Origin of the sequence: Flavobacterium sp. LC2016-23 (assembly GCF_009674775.1) — a bacterium.
Lineage (GTDB): Bacteria > Bacteroidota > Bacteroidia > Flavobacteriales > Flavobacteriaceae > Flavobacterium.
In genome coordinates, this window is sequence record NZ_WKKE01000006.1 from 80703 (window position 1) to 99428 (window position 18726).

14 protein-coding genes are annotated in these 18726 nt (G+C 37.7%); 8 read left to right on the forward strand and 6 right to left on the reverse strand.

The window, feature by feature from the left end; all coding sequences use genetic code 11:
* Positions 1 to 303: 303 nt before the first annotated feature.
* Positions 304 to 1050, reverse strand: coding sequence for an NUDIX domain-containing protein (locus GJU43_RS06670; protein WP_154340010.1), 747 nt, complete (start codon positions 1048 to 1050; stop codon positions 304 to 306).
* Between the two features lie 424 nt (positions 1051 to 1474).
* On the opposite strand from GJU43_RS06670, the gene GJU43_RS06675 reads away from it, so the two are divergent.
* A complete protein-coding gene (locus GJU43_RS06675; RefSeq protein WP_154340011.1) occupies positions 1475 to 3925 on the forward strand; it encodes a glycoside hydrolase family 3 N-terminal domain-containing protein in 2451 nt (816 codons plus the stop codon).
* A 75-nt stretch (positions 3926 to 4000) separates the two neighbouring features.
* Here GJU43_RS06675 and GJU43_RS06680 read toward each other — a convergent pair whose 3' ends face one another.
* Complete coding sequence (locus GJU43_RS06680) at positions 4001 to 4345, reverse strand: 5-carboxymethyl-2-hydroxymuconate Delta-isomerase (RefSeq protein ID WP_154340012.1); 345 nt, start codon at positions 4343 to 4345, stop codon at positions 4001 to 4003.
* A 142-nt stretch (positions 4346 to 4487) separates the two neighbouring features.
* On the opposite strand from GJU43_RS06680, the gene GJU43_RS06685 reads away from it, so the two are divergent.
* The 4 genes from GJU43_RS06685 to GJU43_RS06700 all read left to right on the forward strand — a co-directional run bounded on the left by GJU43_RS06685 (position 4488) and on the right by GJU43_RS06700 (position 10587).
* Positions 4488 to 6131, forward strand: coding sequence for a DUF6377 domain-containing protein (locus GJU43_RS06685; protein ID WP_154340013.1), 1644 nt, complete (start codon positions 4488 to 4490; stop codon positions 6129 to 6131).
* Between the two features lie 207 nt (positions 6132 to 6338).
* Complete coding sequence (locus GJU43_RS06690; protein ID WP_154340014.1) at positions 6339 to 8555, forward strand: glycoside hydrolase family 3 C-terminal domain-containing protein; 2217 nt, start codon at positions 6339 to 6341, stop codon at positions 8553 to 8555.
* 91 nt (positions 8556 to 8646) lie between these two features.
* Positions 8647 to 9297, forward strand: coding sequence for a DUF1349 domain-containing protein (locus tag GJU43_RS06695; protein WP_154340015.1), 651 nt, complete (start codon positions 8647 to 8649; stop codon positions 9295 to 9297).
* Between the two features lie 150 nt (positions 9298 to 9447).
* A complete protein-coding gene (locus GJU43_RS06700; RefSeq protein WP_154340016.1) occupies positions 9448 to 10587 on the forward strand; it encodes an acyltransferase in 1140 nt (379 codons plus the stop codon).
* Between the two features lie 282 nt (positions 10588 to 10869).
* Here GJU43_RS06700 and GJU43_RS06705 read toward each other — a convergent pair whose 3' ends face one another.
* Positions 10870 to 11976 carry an NADH:flavin oxidoreductase gene (locus GJU43_RS06705; protein ID WP_154340017.1) on the reverse strand — a complete coding sequence of 369 codons (1107 nt, stop codon included), beginning with the start codon at positions 11974 to 11976 and terminating at the stop codon, positions 10870 to 10872.
* 6 nt (positions 11977 to 11982) lie between these two features.
* On the reverse strand, positions 11983 to 12285 hold the full coding sequence (locus GJU43_RS06710) for a helix-turn-helix transcriptional regulator (protein WP_127337434.1): 303 nt from the start codon (positions 12283 to 12285) through the stop codon (positions 11983 to 11985).
* Between the two features lie 487 nt (positions 12286 to 12772).
* Here GJU43_RS06710 and GJU43_RS06715 point away from each other — a divergent pair, with 487 nt between their 5' ends.
* Positions 12773 to 13267 carry a TlpA disulfide reductase family protein gene (locus GJU43_RS06715; RefSeq protein ID WP_154340018.1) on the forward strand — a complete coding sequence of 165 codons (495 nt, stop codon included), beginning with the start codon at positions 12773 to 12775 and terminating at the stop codon, positions 13265 to 13267.
* An 18-nt stretch (positions 13268 to 13285) separates the two neighbouring features.
* Positions 13286 to 13762: a hypothetical protein gene (locus tag GJU43_RS06720; RefSeq protein WP_154340019.1), complete on the forward strand. Its 477-nt coding sequence runs from the start codon at positions 13286 to 13288 to the stop codon at positions 13760 to 13762.
* A gap of 197 nt (positions 13763 to 13959) precedes the next feature.
* On the opposite strand, the gene GJU43_RS06725 is transcribed toward GJU43_RS06720, so the two are convergent.
* A complete protein-coding gene (locus GJU43_RS06725) occupies positions 13960 to 14343 on the reverse strand; it encodes a hypothetical protein (RefSeq protein ID WP_154340020.1) in 384 nt (127 codons plus the stop codon).
* Positions 14344 to 14562: 219 nt separating this feature from the next.
* Between GJU43_RS06725 and galA the strand changes: the two genes are divergently transcribed.
* Positions 14563 to 17397 carry a beta-galactosidase GalA gene (gene galA, locus GJU43_RS06730; protein ID WP_154340021.1) on the forward strand — a complete coding sequence of 945 codons (2835 nt, stop codon included), beginning with the start codon at positions 14563 to 14565 and terminating at the stop codon, positions 17395 to 17397.
* A gap of 113 nt (positions 17398 to 17510) precedes the next feature.
* Here galA and GJU43_RS06735 read toward each other — a convergent pair whose 3' ends face one another.
* Positions 17511 to 18692 carry an MBL fold metallo-hydrolase gene (locus tag GJU43_RS06735; RefSeq protein ID WP_154340022.1) on the reverse strand — a complete coding sequence of 394 codons (1182 nt, stop codon included), beginning with the start codon at positions 18690 to 18692 and terminating at the stop codon, positions 17511 to 17513.
* Positions 18693 to 18726: the final 34 nt, after the last annotated feature.

Below are 18726 nucleotides of genomic sequence, written 5' to 3' on the forward strand. Positions count from 1 at the left end.
ACAGAGCTTTTTTTTACTCCAAAGTTTGTCATTTCGACGAAGGAGAAATCACTAGAAACTACGCAAAGAAAGTTGCCAATCTTTGTCGAATTACGAGTGTGATTTACTTCGTCTGTTCGCTACCGCTCGAGTCTCCTTCGTCGAAATGACACCAAATAAAAAAAAATCTGCAAACCCGAGCGATAGCGAACAGGCGAAGCAATCTGCCCAATCTGCGAGAATAAAAATCTCTTTAATCTGTGGGAAAACAATAAAATTCAAACTTATATTTACTCACATCAATTATATGGTAAATAATTCCTGTTACCAGCTTCCTTTTAAACCTTCTTTTAAAGCAGCATTGTATTTCTCCAGATCGAAACTGTACAAATCAGGCGCTTTGTGCGCACCGCCTTTACGCGATTCGTCTAATTTTGTGAGGATATCGTAACGCAGGATTTTTCGGTAGAAATTACCACGGTTTAATTTCTTTCCTAAAATGGCCTCATATAATTTTTGAAGCTCCGGCATGGTAAACTTCTCCGGAAGAAGGTTATATCCAATCGGGTGATTGTTCAATTGTTCCCGAAGTGCAAGTAAAGCCCTGTCGAAAATGGTTCTGTGATCCATCATGAATTCGGGCAGCTCGTCAATAGATTTCCATTCGCAGGCTGTAGAATACTGATCGATAATTAGTTTCACATTCGTATATTCCGCCAAAGCATAATAGCCGATGGAAACAAAACGCTGTTTGTTCCAAAGCGTATCATCATATTGCTCAAAAGCACTTTCAGAGCGGTTTAAATTTCCAAACGTATAAAATTGCTGCAAATAGATATTTTCAGTTCCGGTTCTGTCTTTCAGGATACGTATCGCCGCATCATCTACATTTTCGTCTTTTCTGACATAGCCGCCGGGAAGTCCCCAATTGAGCTGATCTTTCATTTTTAGCGTCAACACCTGAAGCGTCGTTTCGTGAAAACTGAAAATAACGCAGTCAATAGAAAGGGTCGGAATATATTTATTCCAGGCCTCTTCGGATTGCTGTTCAAGTATTTTTTTAAATTCCATAAGACAGAAGTATTTCCAAATTTAGTTTTTTGAATGCTATAAGTCAAGTTGTTTAAATTTTTTCCTACAAATAAATTCATGCATTGAAAAAAAGTATGCTCATGATATTTTTCATTTCCGGGCTTTTTCGTTTCCGGTTTTTGGTGAGTTAAAATTACTATTTCTGTTAATTTCATTATTTTACGCAAACGAAATAGCCATTTTTGAACTTCATTTTGATAAATCAATTATAGATTGCATATTTAGTTTTCTGGTATTTTTTTAACTGCTATTGATTTGATAATGAAATTTATACAGGATTTATTTGTTGAAATGAGAAATTGTAATTAATATTGCTTCATTATGAAGCAATGATTTTTTTAATCCATGTACAGATTGAAAAATCGGCTGAAATGAAACATACTATTAAACTAATTTATCTACCATGAAACACAAAATTATAAAGACAGCGAGAGTATCACTTTTGACCGCAGTGGTGCTTTCCAATTTATCCTTTACTACCGTTCCAAATGACGGAAATGAGCCGCCGTTACTTACCATTAAAGGTTTTACGTTTAAGGATTTAAACAAAAACGGAAAATTAGATACCTGGGAAGATACCCGTCTTTCGGTCAATACAAGAATTGATGCGATCATAAAAGAAATGACCAACGAAGAGAAAGCAGCCTTTCTGATCGGAACAGGAATGCCCGGAATCGAAATGCTCACAGGCCCTGTCGGAGATTCGAAACAAGGTCTGGTTCCCGGAGCTGCGGGAGGTACTTTAGAAATGAAAAGATTCGGAATTCCTGCAACAGTGGTAGCAGATGGTCCTGCCGGTTTAAGAATTGAACCGAAAAGGGAAAACGATTCACAAACCTATTATGCAACGGCTTTTCCGGTAGGAACTGCTTTGGCTTCAACGTGGAATACAGCGCTTTTGGAGCAGGTGGGAAAAGCTATGGGAAATGAAGTGAAAGAATATGGCGTAGATGTTTTACTGGCTCCGGCTTTGAACATTCACAGAAATCCTCTAAACGGAAGAAACTTTGAATATTATTCTGAAGATCCGCTGATTGCAGGAAAAACCGCAGCAGCAATTGTAAACGGAATCCAGTCGCAGGGAGTGGGAACTTCTATCAAACACTTCGCAGCCAATAACGAAGAAACCAATCGTCTGACGATTAATGCCCACGTTTCGGAAAGAGCCATGAGAGAATTGTATTTAAAAGGTTTTGAAATCACCGTTAAAGAAGCCCAGCCCTGGACAATAATGTCTTCGTACAACAAAGTAAACGGTGTTTATACTTCGGACAGGAAAGATTTGTTAACGCAGGTTTTAAGAGAAGAATGGGGTTTTAAAGGAATTGTGATGACCGACTGGTTTGGTGGTTTTCCGGGTTTTGAATCGATACAAAAAGGTTCAAGTTCTGATGTAGTGAAACAAATGAATGCCGGAAATGATTTGCTCATGCCGGGAATTCCCGTGCAGCAAAAAGCCTTGCTGGAAGCCTTAAATTCCGGAAAATTATCGCAGGAAGTAGCGAATACGAATGTGAGAAGAATTTTAGAATATGTTTTTCGCACACCAACTTTCGCAGCTTATAAATACAGCAACAAACCCAACTTAACCAAAAATGCCGCTGTAACCAGAAATGCGGCAGCAGAAGGAATGGTTTTATTAAAAAACGAAAAAAACACATTGCCTTTTAGCGATAAACAAAAAGAAGTTTCGGTATTCGGAGTGACTTCTTATGCCTGGATTACAGGAGGTACCGGAAGTGGAAGCGTAAACAATAAACACACCGTTTCTTTATTAGAAGGTTTAAATGCAGCAGGTTATAAATTAGATAAAGAATTGGTTGATTTATACAAACCGTATGCAGAAAAAGAAGCCCTTGCCGCAAAAGAGAGAAGTAAATCAAGAGGTATTCTGGCTTTGCCCGAAAGACTTCCTGAAATGAAAATGGACGATGCTTTTATCACTAAAAAAGCGGCCACTTCTGAGATTGCTTTTGTGACTTTAGGAAGAAATTCCGGAGAAGGCGGCGACAGGGTAGTGGATAACGATTTTAATCTGGCCACAGAAGAAATAGAAATGCTGGACAAAATTGCAACTGCTTTTCACGCAAAAGGAAAGAAAGTGGTGGTGATTTTAAATATTGGCGGTGTAATCGAAACGGCATCCTGGAAAGATAAAGCAGATGCTATTTTGTTAGCCTGGCAGCCGGGTCAGGAAGGCGGACATTCTGTTGCAGATGTCGTTTCCGGAAAAATCAATCCGTCCGGAAAATTAACTATGACTTTTCCGGTGAAATATGCTGATACGCCTTCCGCCAAAAACTTTCCGGGAATTCCCGTTGATAATCCAAAAGAAGTGACTTATGAAGAAGGTGTGTATGTGGGATACCGTTATTTCAGTACTTTTAATATAAAACCATCATATGAATTCGGTTATGGAAATTCGTATACGACTTTTGAGTATTCGAATGTGAAAGTAAGTGCTCCGGTTTTTAAAGATAAACTGACGGTTTCAGTTACAGTCAAAAATACCGGAAAAACATCCGGAAAAGAAGTAGTACAGGTCTATCTTGCTGCTCCTTCGAAGTCTATTGACAAACCAAAAGAAGAATTGAAAGCTTTTGGCAAAACCAAAGAATTAAAGCCGGGTGAAAGCCAGACATTAACTTTTACTTTATCTCCAAAAGATCTGGCCTCATTTTTAGAAGCCAAAAGTGCCTGGATTGCCGAAGCCGGAACCTATAAAGTCTTGGTCGGTGCTTCATCTTTAAATATCAAACAAACAGCGGAATTCTCCGTAGCAAATGAAATTACGGTTGAAAAAGTAAAGAAAGCTTTTGATTTAGACACTAAATTCACAGAATTGAAACCGTAATTTAGAGACGATTTTAATTTTCAAAACTATCGTTCCGTTTATAAATTCAGAGGAACTTATAAACGGAACTATTTTTTAAACCATGGTCTTATTGAAGTAATTTGACTTTTCGAAATCCTGAATATTGATCGAAATCACCGGAACTTCAGGAAGAATCGAAGCCAATTTAGTGACAATTACTTTGGAAAGATTCCCTTTTTGTTCGTCATTTCTACCTTCCATAATATAGGCGAAAACATGAATAAAATCATCCGGCGTGCCTCCGTTATTATAAAAAGCAAAAGGATTGATGCGGACTTTTATCTCAGATGCAACAAAAATCCCGGTTGATAAAGCCGAATTAAAAACTTCCTGCATTATTTCATCGGCAGATTTTAAGCGGATCACGTTTTCGGAACAATCAATTATAAAATGTGGCATTGGTATGGATTTTAAAGTGTGAAGTTTTCATTTACACAAAATTAAGGAAAGATTATTCGCATTTGACGGAAATGGTTTTTATAAATCACTTTTATACCATCACTTTCTTATATTTGTAATTCTGTTTTTATCTTTTATTAGTTTGAAAAATTATTTTCTGTTTGTTGTCACCCTTCTTTTTTGCTTTCCTGTTCAGGCATCGGATAGTACCGATACTATTTTGAAAAAGCTTAATGATGCTTTGAGAAACAAACAATACTATGTTAAAATAAAAGAAGAAAGAATTCTGAATTTCAAGAAAATTAAGTCGGATGCTTTTACAAAGGAACAGGAATACAATTACAATAAAACTTTATATACCGAATATCAGAAATTCAATTCAGATTCGGCTATTTTTTATGTCAAAAAGAACCTGGTAATTGCGGCGGCACTTCAAAATAAAGACTTATCGGATTTGGCAGAACTGCAATTAGCCAATCTGTATTCCTCCTCAGGAAAATACCGGGAATCGGAAGCTATACTAAAAAGCATCAACAAGAAAACACTAAACAAATCATTGCTGCCCAACTATTATGTAGTATACAGGGAGTTTTTCGAACACTATAATGCCAACAGCACCAGCCAAAAATACATTGAACAAATCGGGAAATACAGAGATTCTCTGCTAAGCGTTCTCAATCCGGAATCACTGAATTTTAAAATTACTCAGATTCAGAAAAATATTTTTGATAAAAAGTTTGCCGTCGCTGAAAAGCAATTGACCGTTTTATTAAAAAACACCAGGGAAGAAGATTCGCAATATGCCATGATTACCTATCTCTTCGGCAGTATTTACGAAACAACCCATCGATTAGAATTACGAAAAAAATATTATGCGCTTTCTTCTACCGCTGATATCAAAAATGCCATAAAAGACAATGCATCGCTTCAGGAGCTGGCTTTGGTTTTTTATGAAATAGGCGATGTAGACATGGCATATAAGCTGACGCAATCTGCTATTGAGGATGCCCTTTATTGCAATGTACAGTTTCGTACGCTTTTGATGTCGGAAGTATATTCGATCATCAATACTGTTTATTTAGAGAAAGAAGCAAAAAGAAAAACAGAACTGCAGCTCTATCTTTTATGCATTAGTTTACTGTCTTTATTTTTGATTGTTGCTGTTATTTATGTGTACAAGCAAATGAAAAAAGTATCAAGAATTCGGGGAGAACTGTATGAAACCAGCCAGAAATTAGCCGAATTAAACAAAGATATTACCGAAACCAACAGTCAGCTGCAGGAACGAAACGCACAGTTGTCGGAATCCAATCATATTAAAGAAGAATATATTGCGCATTTCTTCAGCCTTTGTTCGGCTTACATCAACAAATTAGAGAATTACCGCATCATTCTGAATAAAAAAGCGACAGCCAGACAGTTTGATGAGATTTATAAAATGCTGAAATCAACAACACTGGTTGATAATGAACTGGAAGAATTGTATAAAAACTTTGATATTATCTTTCTGAACCTTTACCCGACTTTCGTAAAAGATTTTAATGACCTGCTTATAAAAGAAGAACAGATCGTTTTAAAGCAGGGGGAATTGCTCAATACGGAACTTAGAATTTTTGCACTGATCCGCCTTGGGATTACCGACAGTGTAAAAATTGCAGCCTTTCTTCGGTACTCGTTGAGCACTATTTACAATTACCGTACAAGAGCCAGAAATAAAGCCGCAGTTTCACGAAATGATTTCGAGGAAATGGTGATAAAAATAGGTTTAATATCTTTGAAAGTATAACGATTTGTTTCAAAATCACTACTTTTTTTTAAATCTAAATTTAATTAAATAATTGATTATTAGTATTTTAATTTTTTAAACCACTACTTTTTTTCGTTTAAAAATGTAACGTGTACGATAACGTTTTAGCTTTACAATATTATTATAAGGTACTTTTGACTAATAGAGTACCCTGCCAAAATAAATGCTTTAATAAATTATATAGTTATGTTTAAAAACGTTAAAACAGTTCTTGTTTTAGTCTTATTAAGTTCATTCGGATTGAATGCACAAAATAAAGTCCCTGTTTATCTGGATGATAAAAAGCCAATCAATGAGCGTGTAGAAGATGCACTTTCGAAAATGACTGTCGATGAAAAGATCGCCATGATTCATGCACAATCTAAATTTAGTTCACCGGGTGTTCCGCGTTTGGGAATTCCTGAAAACTGGATGACCGACGGACCTCACGGAATCCGAACGGAAGTTTTATGGGACGAATGGGAACAGGCCGGCTGGACCAATGATTCCTGTATTGCCTTTCCTGCACTGACAGCACTTGCTGCCACCTGGAATAAAGAATTGTCTTCCTTATATGGTAAATCAATAGGAGAAGAAGCACGTTTTCGTAATAAAAATGTACTGTTAGGCCCCGGAGTTAATATTTACAGAACGCCGCTAAACGGTCGTAACTTCGAATATATGGGAGAAGATCCTTTCCTTACTTCAAAAATGGTCGTTCCTTACATTAAAGGAGTCCAGTCTAACGGAGTAGCTGCCTGTGTGAAACATTTTGCTTTAAACAATCAGGAAACGAACCGTAATAGTGTAAACGTAATCGTTGATGACCGTGCCTTATATGAAATTTATTTGCCGGCTTTTAAAGCTGCCGTTCAGGAAGGTGATGCCTGGGCCATTATGGGATCATATAATAAATACAAAGGACAGCACTGCTGCCATAATGAGTTTTTACTGAATGATATTCTTCGTGGAGAATGGGGGTTTAAAGGAGTGGTAATCTCAGACTGGGGCGGAGTGCATGATACCAAACAAGCCATTCATAATGGACTGGATATGGAATTCGGTTCCTGGACCAACGGACTTACGTGGGGGACCAGCAATGCTTATGATAATTATTATTTAGCAAAACCATATTCCACCATGATTGCTAAAGGGGAAGTGGGAACTAAAGAATTAGATGATAAAGTACGTCGTATTCTGCGTTTGTCATTTTTAACGACCATGAATAAAGAAAGACCTTTCGGATCTTTCGGAACAAAAGAACATGCGGATGCAGGTTTGAAAATTGCCGAAGAAGGCATCGTTTTATTGCAAAACAATAATAATATTCTGCCAATCAATCTTTCCAAAACCAAAAAGATTGCAGTTATCGGAGAAAATGCGATTAAAATGATGACCGTTGGCGGAGGAAGTTCTTCCTTAAAAGCCAGATACGAAATTACACCACTTGAAGGACTAAAGAAAAGAATCGGAAATCAGGCTGAAATTGTGTACGCCCGTGGTTACGTTGGAGATCCGACCAGTAATTATAACGGAGTTGTGGCCAAAGTAAGTTTAGAAGAAAAACGTTCTCCGGCCGAATTGACAGCCGAAGCTTTAAAAGTAGCAAAAGATGCTGATATTGTCCTTTTTATCGGAGGATTGAATAAAGCTCCAAATCAGGATGATGAAGGTCACGATCGTAAAGGATTAGAACTTTCGTATGGCCAGGATCAATTAATTTCGGAGTTAGTTAAAGTCAATAAAAATATAGTTTTTGTAAACATTTCAGGAAATGCCGTGGCAATGCCGTGGGTAAAAGAAGTTCCCGGAATTGTTCAGGGATGGTTTTTAGGTACTGAAGCAGGAAATGCACTGGCTGCTGTTTTGGTTGGAGATGTGAATCCATCCGGAAAACTGACTTTTACTTTCCCGGTAAAATTAACGGATAACGGAGCTCATGCCTTGGGAGAATTCCCGGGTGGAGAAGAGGTAACCTATAAAGAAAGTATTTTTGTCGGATACCGTTGGGCTGACAAACAAAAAGCAAAACCATTATTCGCTTTCGGACATGGTTTAAGCTATACTACTTTTGAATACGGAAAAGTAACGGCTGATAAAAAGCAAATGGGTGCAGGAGATCAGATTACATTTTCTGTTAAAGTTAAAAATACCGGAACAAGAGAAGGGTCTGAAGTGGTTCAGCTTTACATCAGTGATCTAAAATCTTCTCTGCCTCGTCCCATAAAAGAATTAAAAGGGTTTGAGAAAGTTTCGCTTAAAGCGGGAGAAGAAAAAACAGTCACTTTCACAGTAGACAAAACCGCATTGAGCTTTTTCGATGATAAAAAACACGAATGGGTTGCAGAACCGGGCGCTTTTGAAGCTATAATTGGTGCTTCGGCGGTTAATATAAAATCTAAGGTGGGTTTCTCACTTCAATAATTTTCATTAATTTCTAAACTTGGTTGGTTTGTAAAGCTGCAATGGTAAAACTTGCAGCTTTATTTTTAGTCTTAAAAAAAAATAAAATATCATGAACAAAATTGTACTAAGCCTAATAGCTTTATTTTTAGCGCAGAACTTTTCGGCACAAAGCCTGAATAAAATGCAGTGGTTTAATGAACCTGAAAAATGGGAAATTAAAAACAATGCATTGATTATGAATGTTACGGCAAACAGTGATTACTGGCGTATTTCGCACTATGGATTCACCGTTGATGATGCTCCGTTTTACTACGCCAGTTACGGTGGGGAATTCGAAGCCAAAGTAAAATTAACCGGAAACTATATCGCCCGTTTTGACCAGATGGGACTGATGATTCGGGTAGATGAAAAAAACTACATCAAAACCGGAGTTGAATTTGTAGATGGAAAATTCAATATTAGTACCGTAGTAACACATGACAAAAGCGACTGGAGCGTTACAACATTAGAGAAAGCTCCGCCTTTTGTATGGATCAAAGTAGTGCGAAGATTAGATGCGATCGAAGTATTCTTCTCTTATGATGATAAAAACTATATCCTGACCAGAAATGCACCGTTACAGGATAACACTCCCGTTATGGTAGGTTTAATGGCTGCATCCCCAGACGGAAAAGGTTTTGAAGCTAAATTTGAAAATTTCAAAGTAACACATTTACCGGATCAGCGCAGAGCAGAATGGCTTAAAAATCATCAGGAATAATTAGATAATTAGACAATTAGATAATTAGCTGGATTTAACATAAAGCTCTGCTGAGTTGTATGCGTTTTTCATTGCGATCTTCGCGTAAAACCTTGCAAACTTTGCGGTTAAAACCCGCTAACAATTAATAACTAACCATTAACCATTTTTATGAGTTCAATTTCATCAGCTATAAAACCAAAAAAACATTATGAAATTCTGGATGGCTTACGTGGAGTAGCAGCAATTTTAGTTGTTGCTTTTCACATTTTCGAAGCCTTCTCGGGAGGAAACCGTTTTGTGCAAATTATCAATCACGGCTATCTGGCTGTGGATTTCTTTTTTCTTTTATCCGGATTTGTCGTCGCGTATGCGTATGATGATCGTTGGTTGAAAATGACGCAATGGGAATTTTACAAACGAAGATTAATCCGTTTACAGCCTATGGTGATTATGGGAATGATCATCGGAGCCCTTTTTTATTATTTTCAGGCTTCGGATATTTTGTTTCCGATGATTGGCGGAATGGAAGTTTGGAAAGTGATCCTAACCATGATTATTGGCTTTACGTTACTTCCGGTTCCGCCGTCAATGGAAATCAGGGGATGGGGCGAAATGCATCCTTTAAATGGTCCGGCATGGTCACTTTTTTTCGAATATATTGCTAATATTCTGTACGCACTGATTTTTCGCAAATTTTCAAATAAAGTGCTGTCAGTTTTTGTGCTGATATTTGCCGGACTATTAATTAACTACACCGTTTTTGGACCAAAAGGCGATGTCATTGGCGGATGGTCCTTAAACCTGGAGCAGCTTAATGTTGGTTTTACCCGTTTGCTATACCCGTTTTTTGCCGGAATATTACTTTCTCGTTTAGGAAAATTAATTCACCTTAAAGGAGCTTTTTGGGTATGCAGTTTAATGATAACGGTAATTTTAGCCCTGCCAAGATTTGGAAATGAAAGCAGTTTATGGATGAATGGTATCTACGAATCGCTTTGTATTATTGTATTGTTTCCCTTAATTGTTTCTATTGGGGCAGGAGGAGAAATCAAAAATCCGTTCTCCCTAAAAATCTGTAAAGCTTTAGGAGATATTTCTTATCCGATTTACATTACGCATTATCCCCTTATTTATTGGTATACTGCCTGGGTGGTAGACAATAAAGTTTCGATACAGGATGGATATTTGTTAGGAATCGGGGTTTTGATTGCCAGTATTGTAATAGCTTATTTATGTTTGAAATTGTATGATGAACCTGTACGTAACTGGCTTCAGAAAAGATTTCAGAAAAGGCTCAAAGAGGCATAGGTTCATAGGTTCAAAGTTACAAAGGTTCAGAGTTGCAAAGGGAAAACCTTTGTCGCTTTGCAACTCTGTAACTTTTCTGTAGCTTAGCTTCTTAAAAAGGCTTAAAGAGGGATAGGTTCAAAGGTACAGAGGGAAAACCTTTGTCACTTTGCATCTCTGCAACTTTGAACCTTAATAAAACTAAAAAAAGGGATTAAACTTTAAAAGCTTCATCCCTTTTGTATTAAGTTCAATCAGAGAAAACCTTAGCCCCTCTGAACCTTTGTAACTTAGAACCTTTTTTTATTCTAAAACCAATGCTCCCAAAGCTTCTTTGCTAAAACCTTTTAATTCATCCGTTTTTCCGGCTTTGATTTTGGCAACCCAGTTCGGATCCGATAAAAGAGGTCTTCCAACTGCAACCAAATCAAAATCACCTCTGTCGAAACGTCTGTTTAATTCTTCAAGAGAAGTAGGCTGAGAACTTTCTCCTGCAAAAGCACCGAAGAAATCTCCCGAAAGACCAACAGAACCTACCGTAATGGTTGGTGCTCCCGTAACTTTTTTAGCCCATCCTGCAAAATTCAGATCAGAATCTTCGAATTCAGGTTCCCAGAAACGACGTTGTGAACAGTGTAATATATCTACACCGGCATCCACAAGAGGCGTAAGCCATGCTTCTAATTCTTCTGGATTTTTAGCCAGTTTATAATTGTAATCAGAAGGTTTGAATTGAGAAAATCGCATAATAACAGCAAAATCGTTACCTACTTGTTTTCTGATTTCCTTCACCACTTCAATAGCAAAACGATTGCGTTCCGGCAATGTTTTTCCACCGTAAATATCAGTACGTAAATTTGTTTCAGCTCTAAAGAACTGATCGATTAAATATCCGTGTGCTCCGTGGATTTCGATCGTATCAAAACCTAATCTTTTAGCATCAGCAGCCGCTTTTCCGAAAGCAAGAATCGTATCTTCAATATCTTTTTCAGACATGGCAATACCGTTTCTAAAATCAGGTCGGTTTAGTCCTGAAGGACCTTCAAACGGAACAGGAGGAACCCATCCGGAATGGTGATTGTCCATAATTCCCATATGCCAGATTTGTGGTCCCATTGAACCTCCGGCAGCATGAACTTCATCGATTACTTTTTTCCATCCTTTTAAGGATTCGTCTCCATAAAAATGAGGTACATTAGCATCGTTTGATGATGAAGGTCTGTCAATTACAGTTCCCTCAGATAAGATTAAGCCAACTTCTCCTTCAGCTCTTTTTTCATAGTAAGCAGCTACTTTATCAGTTGGAACTCCGTTTGGAGAAAAAGAGCGCGTCATGGGCGCCATTACGATTCTATTTTTAAGATTTAACGTTTTTAGGTTAAATGGCGAAAACAGGTTGTTTGTACTCATAGTAATTTACAAATTAGATTGGATTAATTTACTGAGTGCTTCAAAGGCACCTTCGTTGCGTTTATAGTAAGTCCATTGCCCAACGCGTTTGGCTTCTATAAAACCGGCACGTTGTAAAATAGACAGGTATTCTGAAACTGTAGACTGTGTTAAGCCGGCTTTGGCCTGAATTTGACCAACGCAGACTCCATGTTCAAATCCGGCATGCTGAAGTTGATCCGGAAAGTTTATTTCAGGCTCTTTCAGCCATTCCAGCATTTGCAATCTGGACTTGTTAGATAATGCTTTAAAGATTTCTATATTTTCCATCGCGCAAATATATCGACTTTTCCCGATATACCAATTAAAGAAAAAATATTTAGCATAATTTTAAGAAGAGAGAAGAGGATTTATGAAGAAGTATTTATATTTGCGGGTGTAATAATCTCGCAAAGTCACGGAGTTTATGCGCAATATTGTCATTTCGACCGGAGAGAGAAATCACAGTTTTAACTCGACAAAGATTGGCTCCTTACTGTACGGAATTTCTAGTGTGACTTACTTCGTCTGTTCGCTGCCGCTCGAGTCTCCTTCGCCGAAATGAGAAGATAAACGGAAATATTCTTATGAAAAAGATTGACCTAGCCCCGATAGAAGTGGAAATCCTTTTGTGGCGGAGTTCGCCACAAAAGATTGCAACGGATAGCGGGATTAGCTCCTGAAAAAGAAATTTGGTTTTATTATAGAAATCGAAATGACAAAAAAATCAACTTTGCGGGATTAGAAACTTGCCTCAAATAATAAACTTAATCAAACTATGAAAAAAACTTTACTCATTTTAGGATTTTTATGTTGTGTAATAACCAGTTCAAAAGCCCAGGTTGTTGGAGTTGAAGTGGGAGATATTGCGCCTGAAATCGATCTTCCGGATACAAAAGGAAACAATGTGGTACTTTCTTCTTTCAGAGGAGAATTGGTGCTGGTAGATTTCTGGGCATCCTGGTGCGGGCCGAGTATTAAAGAGCAACCGGAATTGATAAAACTATACAATGCTTATCCGGATAAATTTGCAATTTACAGTGTTTCTATGGATACCAAAAAACCGCTTTGGTTAGGTGCAATTGCGAAACAAAAACTTCCGTGGACACAGGTAAGTGATTTAAAATACTGGAAATCCCCGGTGGTAGGCGATTACATGCTTCAATCTGTACCTTTAAATTTCCTTATTGATAAAAACGGAATTATTCTGGCCAAAAATATTCACGGAAATGCCCTGAATGAAATGGTGAAGAGTATATTAGAACAAAAGTAAAAGCAAACTGAAAGTCCAATGGAATCAAAACTGAGTTTATCTGAATTCCGCGCAAGATTACAGCATAATACAGAGATTGGTTCTCTAAAAGCAACATTGGGACAGGTGAGAGTATTCCCTGTATCTGGTGCTGTTAAAACATTTTACGGACTTTTTGATGATAAAAGTTTTCACCTGACAATCAATTCAAGATCTTCTTCGACACCTTTCAGTATAAAAGGAAAATACAAGAATTTTAATAATACACTTAAAGTGGATTATGTTGTTGAACTCAACAATAAATTTCAGTTGCTTTGGTCAAGATATTTTCCAATAGTTTGTATCGTAGCAATTAATATATTTTTTCTTTTTTTTGCGAGAGGGCTTAGACGAGCATCGACAATTGTTAATTTGTTTTTACTTGTCATGGCTTTCTATTCGAGATGGAATGAAGAGCGGAAGAGAAAAAAGTTAGAACAAAAATTTGTCAGGATTTTTGAAATTAAAAAAGAGTAGTACACATTTTTATCATTCCGGGAAATTAGGAATCTTTACCAGTGGCGGCAAAAAAAACCTTGTCTTTGCGAAGATTTCTCATTTCCGGAAATGACAATGATTGTCTTTATTTAATGTTAATCTGTTTTAGCGTTTTGGCAAAGGTTACCCGACCGGATTCAGATTCCAGTCCACTTAAAACTTGAAACAGCGACTCTCTAATCAGAATCGCTGTTTGCTTTTCTGACTCCCCCAAAGCTGGTTTTTAGCATTTCCCTGATTTGAAATTGCGTTTTGCTCAGCGTAATATTTTTCCATTCCTGAAAATCAAATATATGAATTTCATGTGCATAGGGATTAGTAACGAAGAAAAGTCTTGAAATGGAGTACTTATAAGGTTTGATTTCATTGGAAACATGACGGTTCGGCACTATTATAAGTATAGTTTCCCATTTCAGGAAATCTTTAGGGACATCTTCTCTTTCGGTTAAGCCAAGCGACTCAAAAAAAGCAACTATTTTCTGATCGTTAAGACTGTTAATCTTCTCGTCAATGCTTTTTAGGGTGCTATGAAGGGTGTTTTCATCTTTTATAACACTCATGGTACGTATGGTTTTTATTGATTTAATAAGTAAAATTAAGTTAAAAGAACAAGATTTGGTACAGAAGGGCTGATAGAATGATTCTAAATTTTTAAGCCCTAATTTTCAGGCGCAAAAAATATAAAATATTACATTTTGATAAAATACTATTATTTTAATCGGTTTAAAAACAATATTTTTATCGCTGTTTGCAAAACATTTCTGTTAACTATTCTATTTATGAAAACTATTTCTCTTCAGGGAATTCTTTTATACTTTGTTTTTATACTTTCATTCTATTCTTTCGGGCAAAATAAATCAGAAAGGGATTTGATTTTGATTGACAAAGGCTGGCGTTTTTCTTTTGGCCATTTGTCTGATACTGAAAAGGATTTCGGACACGCTACAGGTTATTTTTCCTATTTATCAAAAACAGGATTTGGCGACGGACCAGCTGCACCGGGCTTTGATGATCGAGCCTGGAGGAAGTTAGATCTTCCGCACGATTGGGTAGTGGAACAGCCTTTTAGCGAAAAAGCGAGTTTTAGCCACGGATTTAAAGCAGCAGGAAAAGGTTTTCCTGAAAAAAGTATTGGCTGGTACCGAAAAAAAATCGAAATCCCGCAGTCCGATCTCGGACGGATTATTTCCTTAAAATTTGATGGTGTTTTCAGGAATTCCAAAGTTTGGTTCAATGGGCATTTTCTGGGAACGGAAGAAAGCGGCTATAACGGTTTTGAATATGATGTTACGGCATACATTAATTACGGAGGCGAAAATACAATTGTCGTCCGTGCCGATGCATCGATGGAAGAAGGATGGTTTTACGAAGGGGCCGGAATTTACAGGCATGTTTATCTTCAAAAAACAAATCAGCTGCATATCATCCAAAATGGAACGTATGTCACCTCTGAAATCAAAAATGATATAGCGGAAGTCACAGCAGAAGTAACCATTGAAAACAAAGGAAATTATAAAGGGCCGATTGAAATCGTGCAAAATATCGTTGATGCATCAGGAAATCAGATTGCCACTGTTTCTGAAAATGCGACGGCGCCTGATTTTTATAAAACAGTAAAATATACTTCAAAATTAACAGTAAAGAATCCGCTGTTATGGGATCTTGATTCGCCTAATTTGTATCGTTTGGTAACTGAGATCCGACAAGGCGATAAGGTCCTGGACCGTTATGAAACTTCTTTGGGAATAAGAACAATTCGGTTTGATGCCGAAAAAGGTTTCTTTCTGAATGGCAAAAACATAAAACTTCAGGGTACCAATAATCATCAGGATCATGCAGGATTAGGAACTGCGCTGCCGGATGAATTGCAGTATTTCCGAATTCAGAAGCTAAAGGAAATGGGGTCAAACGCCTATCGCTGCTCTCATAATCCGCCCACTCCGGAATTGCTGGAAGCCTGCGACAAACTGGGAATGCTGGTCATTGATGAAACACGTCTGATGGGAATTAACGACTACCACCTGAACGATCTGAAAAGAATGATCGAACGGGACCGTAATCATCCTAGTATTTTTTGCTGGTCGGTTGGAAATGAAGAATGGAATATTGAAGGAAATAGCACCGGCGAACGTATTACCAATGTCATGCAGGGTTTTTCGAAAAGCATAGATCCCACAAGACCGGTAACGGTTGGAATCAGCAGCGGTTTTAAGAGTGGAATTTCATCGGTTGTTGAAATTATGGGGTACAACTATCTTGGAAACGGAGATATTGACGCACACCACAATGAATTTAAACAACAACCCGGAATGGGAACGGAGGAAGGTTCTACTTTTGCGACACGCGGGGTTTATGTTACAGATGATGCCAAACACTATCAGAGTGCGTATGATAAAAAACCACGCCCGTCTTTTTACAGTATTGAAGAAGGCTGGAAGTTTTATGCGGAACGTCCTTATCTGGCCGGAATGTTTATCTGGACCGGTTTCGATTACCGCGGAGAACCAACTCCGTACGGATGGCCTTCGGTTACTTCTTATTTCGGTATGATGGATGTTTGCGGTTTTCCGAAAGACAATGTGTATTATCTTAAATCCTGGTGGGGAAAAGAACCGGTTCTACATCTGTTGCCACACTGGAACTGGGCTGGGAGAGAAGGGAAGGAAATCGATGTCTGGGCCTATTCTAATTGTGATGAAGTCGAACTGTTTCTAAACAAAAAAAGCCTCGGAAAGAAAAAAATGGATCGTCTGGGACACTTAGAATGGAAAGTCAAATACCAGGCTGGAACTTTGGAAGCCATTGGATATAAAGATGGAAAAAAAATACTGTCTGATGTTCAGAAAACAACAGAAATAGAGGAAAATATCAAGCTGACTGCCGATAAGCAAATTCTTCCTCATACAGACATAACGGTGGTAACCGTAGAATTAACAGACAAAAAAGGATTGCATGTGCCGAATACCAATGATGAAATTAAGTTTGAGGTAAAAGGAGGAAAGATTATTGGAACAGGAAATGGTAATCCGACATCACTGGAGAAAGATAAATTCCTCGATGAAATTACACTGGTTCCGATCACTAATTTTCAGGAAAGAAAAGCAACAACAGGGGATGCCGCAACACCATTATCAGCCGATACGGAAGAAGGCTGGAAAGAAGCTTTTAAAGACAGGGATTATAAAAACCAGGCTCCGTCGTATGCGTACCGCGGCCAGTTTGAGCTGAAGAATAATGCCATAACCAATATTGTTAGTTTCTTTTATAAAAAAATCGGACTGGAGACGACTATTTTTGTCAATGGAAACAGAGTTCCGGCAACAGCGGAAGATTCTGACAAATACATTTTAAATCCCGGTATTTTAAGACAGGGAAAAAATACAATTCACATAGTGGCTAAGCCCCTTCAAAAATTAAAAGAGTGGGATGTGATGAATACCGATCCCGGAATAATTCAGATCATAACGCCCTCAGAACCCTGGAAGCGAAAACTTTTTAACGGATATGCACAGCTAATTGTTCAGTCTGACGGCAGCGGAAATGATGTAGTGATTTCAGCCTCCGCCAAGCGTCTAAAGACAGCAGTTTTAACGATCACTTCGACCAAAAAATAATAAAAGGCCATCACAATTTGAATAAAAAAATGGCTGTAAAATTTTAAACTTTTACAGCCATTTTTTTACCCTGCGACTGCGACTGCGACTGCGACTGCGACTGAGCCCTGAGCCTAATTAACCTCCTTCTTATACCCCAGTTTCCATTCGTTTTTTTCTTTGAAATAAGTCTCTGTTACAGCAACATTTGTGGCATCTTTACCTTCCAGTTTAATTATTTCAATGTAAGTTAGAACCACTGTATTTTCATTAGAAGACACAATCCTGAAATCTTCAGCAGTCAGGGATTCTGTTTTAGTTTTCGGATCCGGATTAAAACTTTGCAGAAATTCATTTTTGTTTAGGTCTTTATGATCAGCAGTCTGCAAAATGAAATTGGCTGCTAAAAATGAATTCGCTACCTCAGATTTTCCATTGAGAACAGCACTTAACAAATCATTTTCCTGTTTAGATAAAAGTTTCAGCAAAGGTTCTTCTTTAATGTATTTGCTTAATTCATAAGTAGTAACCGGTCCGTTATGCGTCGGATAAATCGTTTTCACCTTATTTTCAAGTGCAATTTTTTCAATGACTTTTAAATTCTGGTCTGCCAGTTGTTTGTTTTCGTGAAAAAAATGTTCCCTTACATGATGGCCGTCAGGAGCCAGTCCGCCTCCCTGAGATTTAAAGGTTCCTACGAAAGCATCTCCGACAAAAAGATTTTCACCAATCAGAACCAATAAATCACCGGGTGTATGTCCGCCTTTAATCGGAATGATTTTACCGATTATGCCGTAAGGGGCAAGATCGATAGTAGTGTCAACAATAATATCGGGCGTAAAAGGCGGATAACTTAAATCGGAATAAGGGCGAAGCCGGTTTCCCCAGATGCTGACATCTTCCGATTTTTGCAGCTCTGTTTTGCCAGAAGTAAACTTTTCCAGATCAGCTCTGCTTCCGGCGATCTTAGTTTTGAAGGTCTGTTGTAAAAATCGGGCATTTCCCGCGTGATCGCCATGGCCGTGCGTGACAATGGCCAACGTAATATTTTCAGGTTTAAATCCTAATTTTTTTATTGAATTTACCAGACTGTCCTGATATCCTGCAACGGGAACGCCTGTGTCAATTAAGATTAATTTTTCTGAATTGCCTTTTATAAGATAAGCTTCAGAAAAATAATTACTGATATGATACACTCCGACTTTACGGTTGTCATTTTTGTTTTGTGCAGCTGCAGTAAAAGTTGCGATACACATTAGAAAGAGAAACACTAAAGAAAAGCGTTCCCTATTGTTTGAATACATTGTCTTTTTCATTTTTATGATATTAAAATTATTTGTCCTTATTGAC

Coding starts and splice junctions, on each gene's coding strand:
- GJU43_RS06710 (WP_127337434.1), bottom strand. CDS start 12,285: ATGGAAAATATAGAAATCTTTAAAGCATTATCTAACAAGTCCAGATTG.
- GJU43_RS06700 (WP_154340016.1), top strand. CDS start 9,448: ATGAGTTCAATTTCATCAGCTATAAAACCAAAAAAACATTATGAAATT.
- GJU43_RS06675 (WP_154340011.1), top strand. CDS start 1,475: ATGAAACACAAAATTATAAAGACAGCGAGAGTATCACTTTTGACCGCA.
- GJU43_RS06690 (WP_154340014.1), top strand. CDS start 6,339: ATGTTTAAAAACGTTAAAACAGTTCTTGTTTTAGTCTTATTAAGTTCA.
- galA (WP_154340021.1), top strand. CDS start 14,563: ATGAAAACTATTTCTCTTCAGGGAATTCTTTTATACTTTGTTTTTATA.
- GJU43_RS06735 (WP_154340022.1), bottom strand. CDS start 18,692: ATGAAAAAGACAATGTATTCAAACAATAGGGAACGCTTTTCTTTAGTG.
- GJU43_RS06695 (WP_154340015.1), top strand. CDS start 8,647: ATGAACAAAATTGTACTAAGCCTAATAGCTTTATTTTTAGCGCAGAAC.
- GJU43_RS06715 (WP_154340018.1), top strand. CDS start 12,773: ATGAAAAAAACTTTACTCATTTTAGGATTTTTATGTTGTGTAATAACC.
- GJU43_RS06670 (WP_154340010.1), bottom strand. CDS start 1,050: ATGGAATTTAAAAAAATACTTGAACAGCAATCCGAAGAGGCCTGGAAT.
- GJU43_RS06705 (WP_154340017.1), bottom strand. CDS start 11,976: ATGAGTACAAACAACCTGTTTTCGCCATTTAACCTAAAAACGTTAAAT.
- GJU43_RS06725 (WP_154340020.1), bottom strand. CDS start 14,343: ATGAGTGTTATAAAAGATGAAAACACCCTTCATAGCACCCTAAAAAGC.
- GJU43_RS06720 (WP_154340019.1), top strand. CDS start 13,286: ATGGAATCAAAACTGAGTTTATCTGAATTCCGCGCAAGATTACAGCAT.
- GJU43_RS06680 (WP_154340012.1), bottom strand. CDS start 4,345: ATGCCACATTTTATAATTGATTGTTCCGAAAACGTGATCCGCTTAAAA.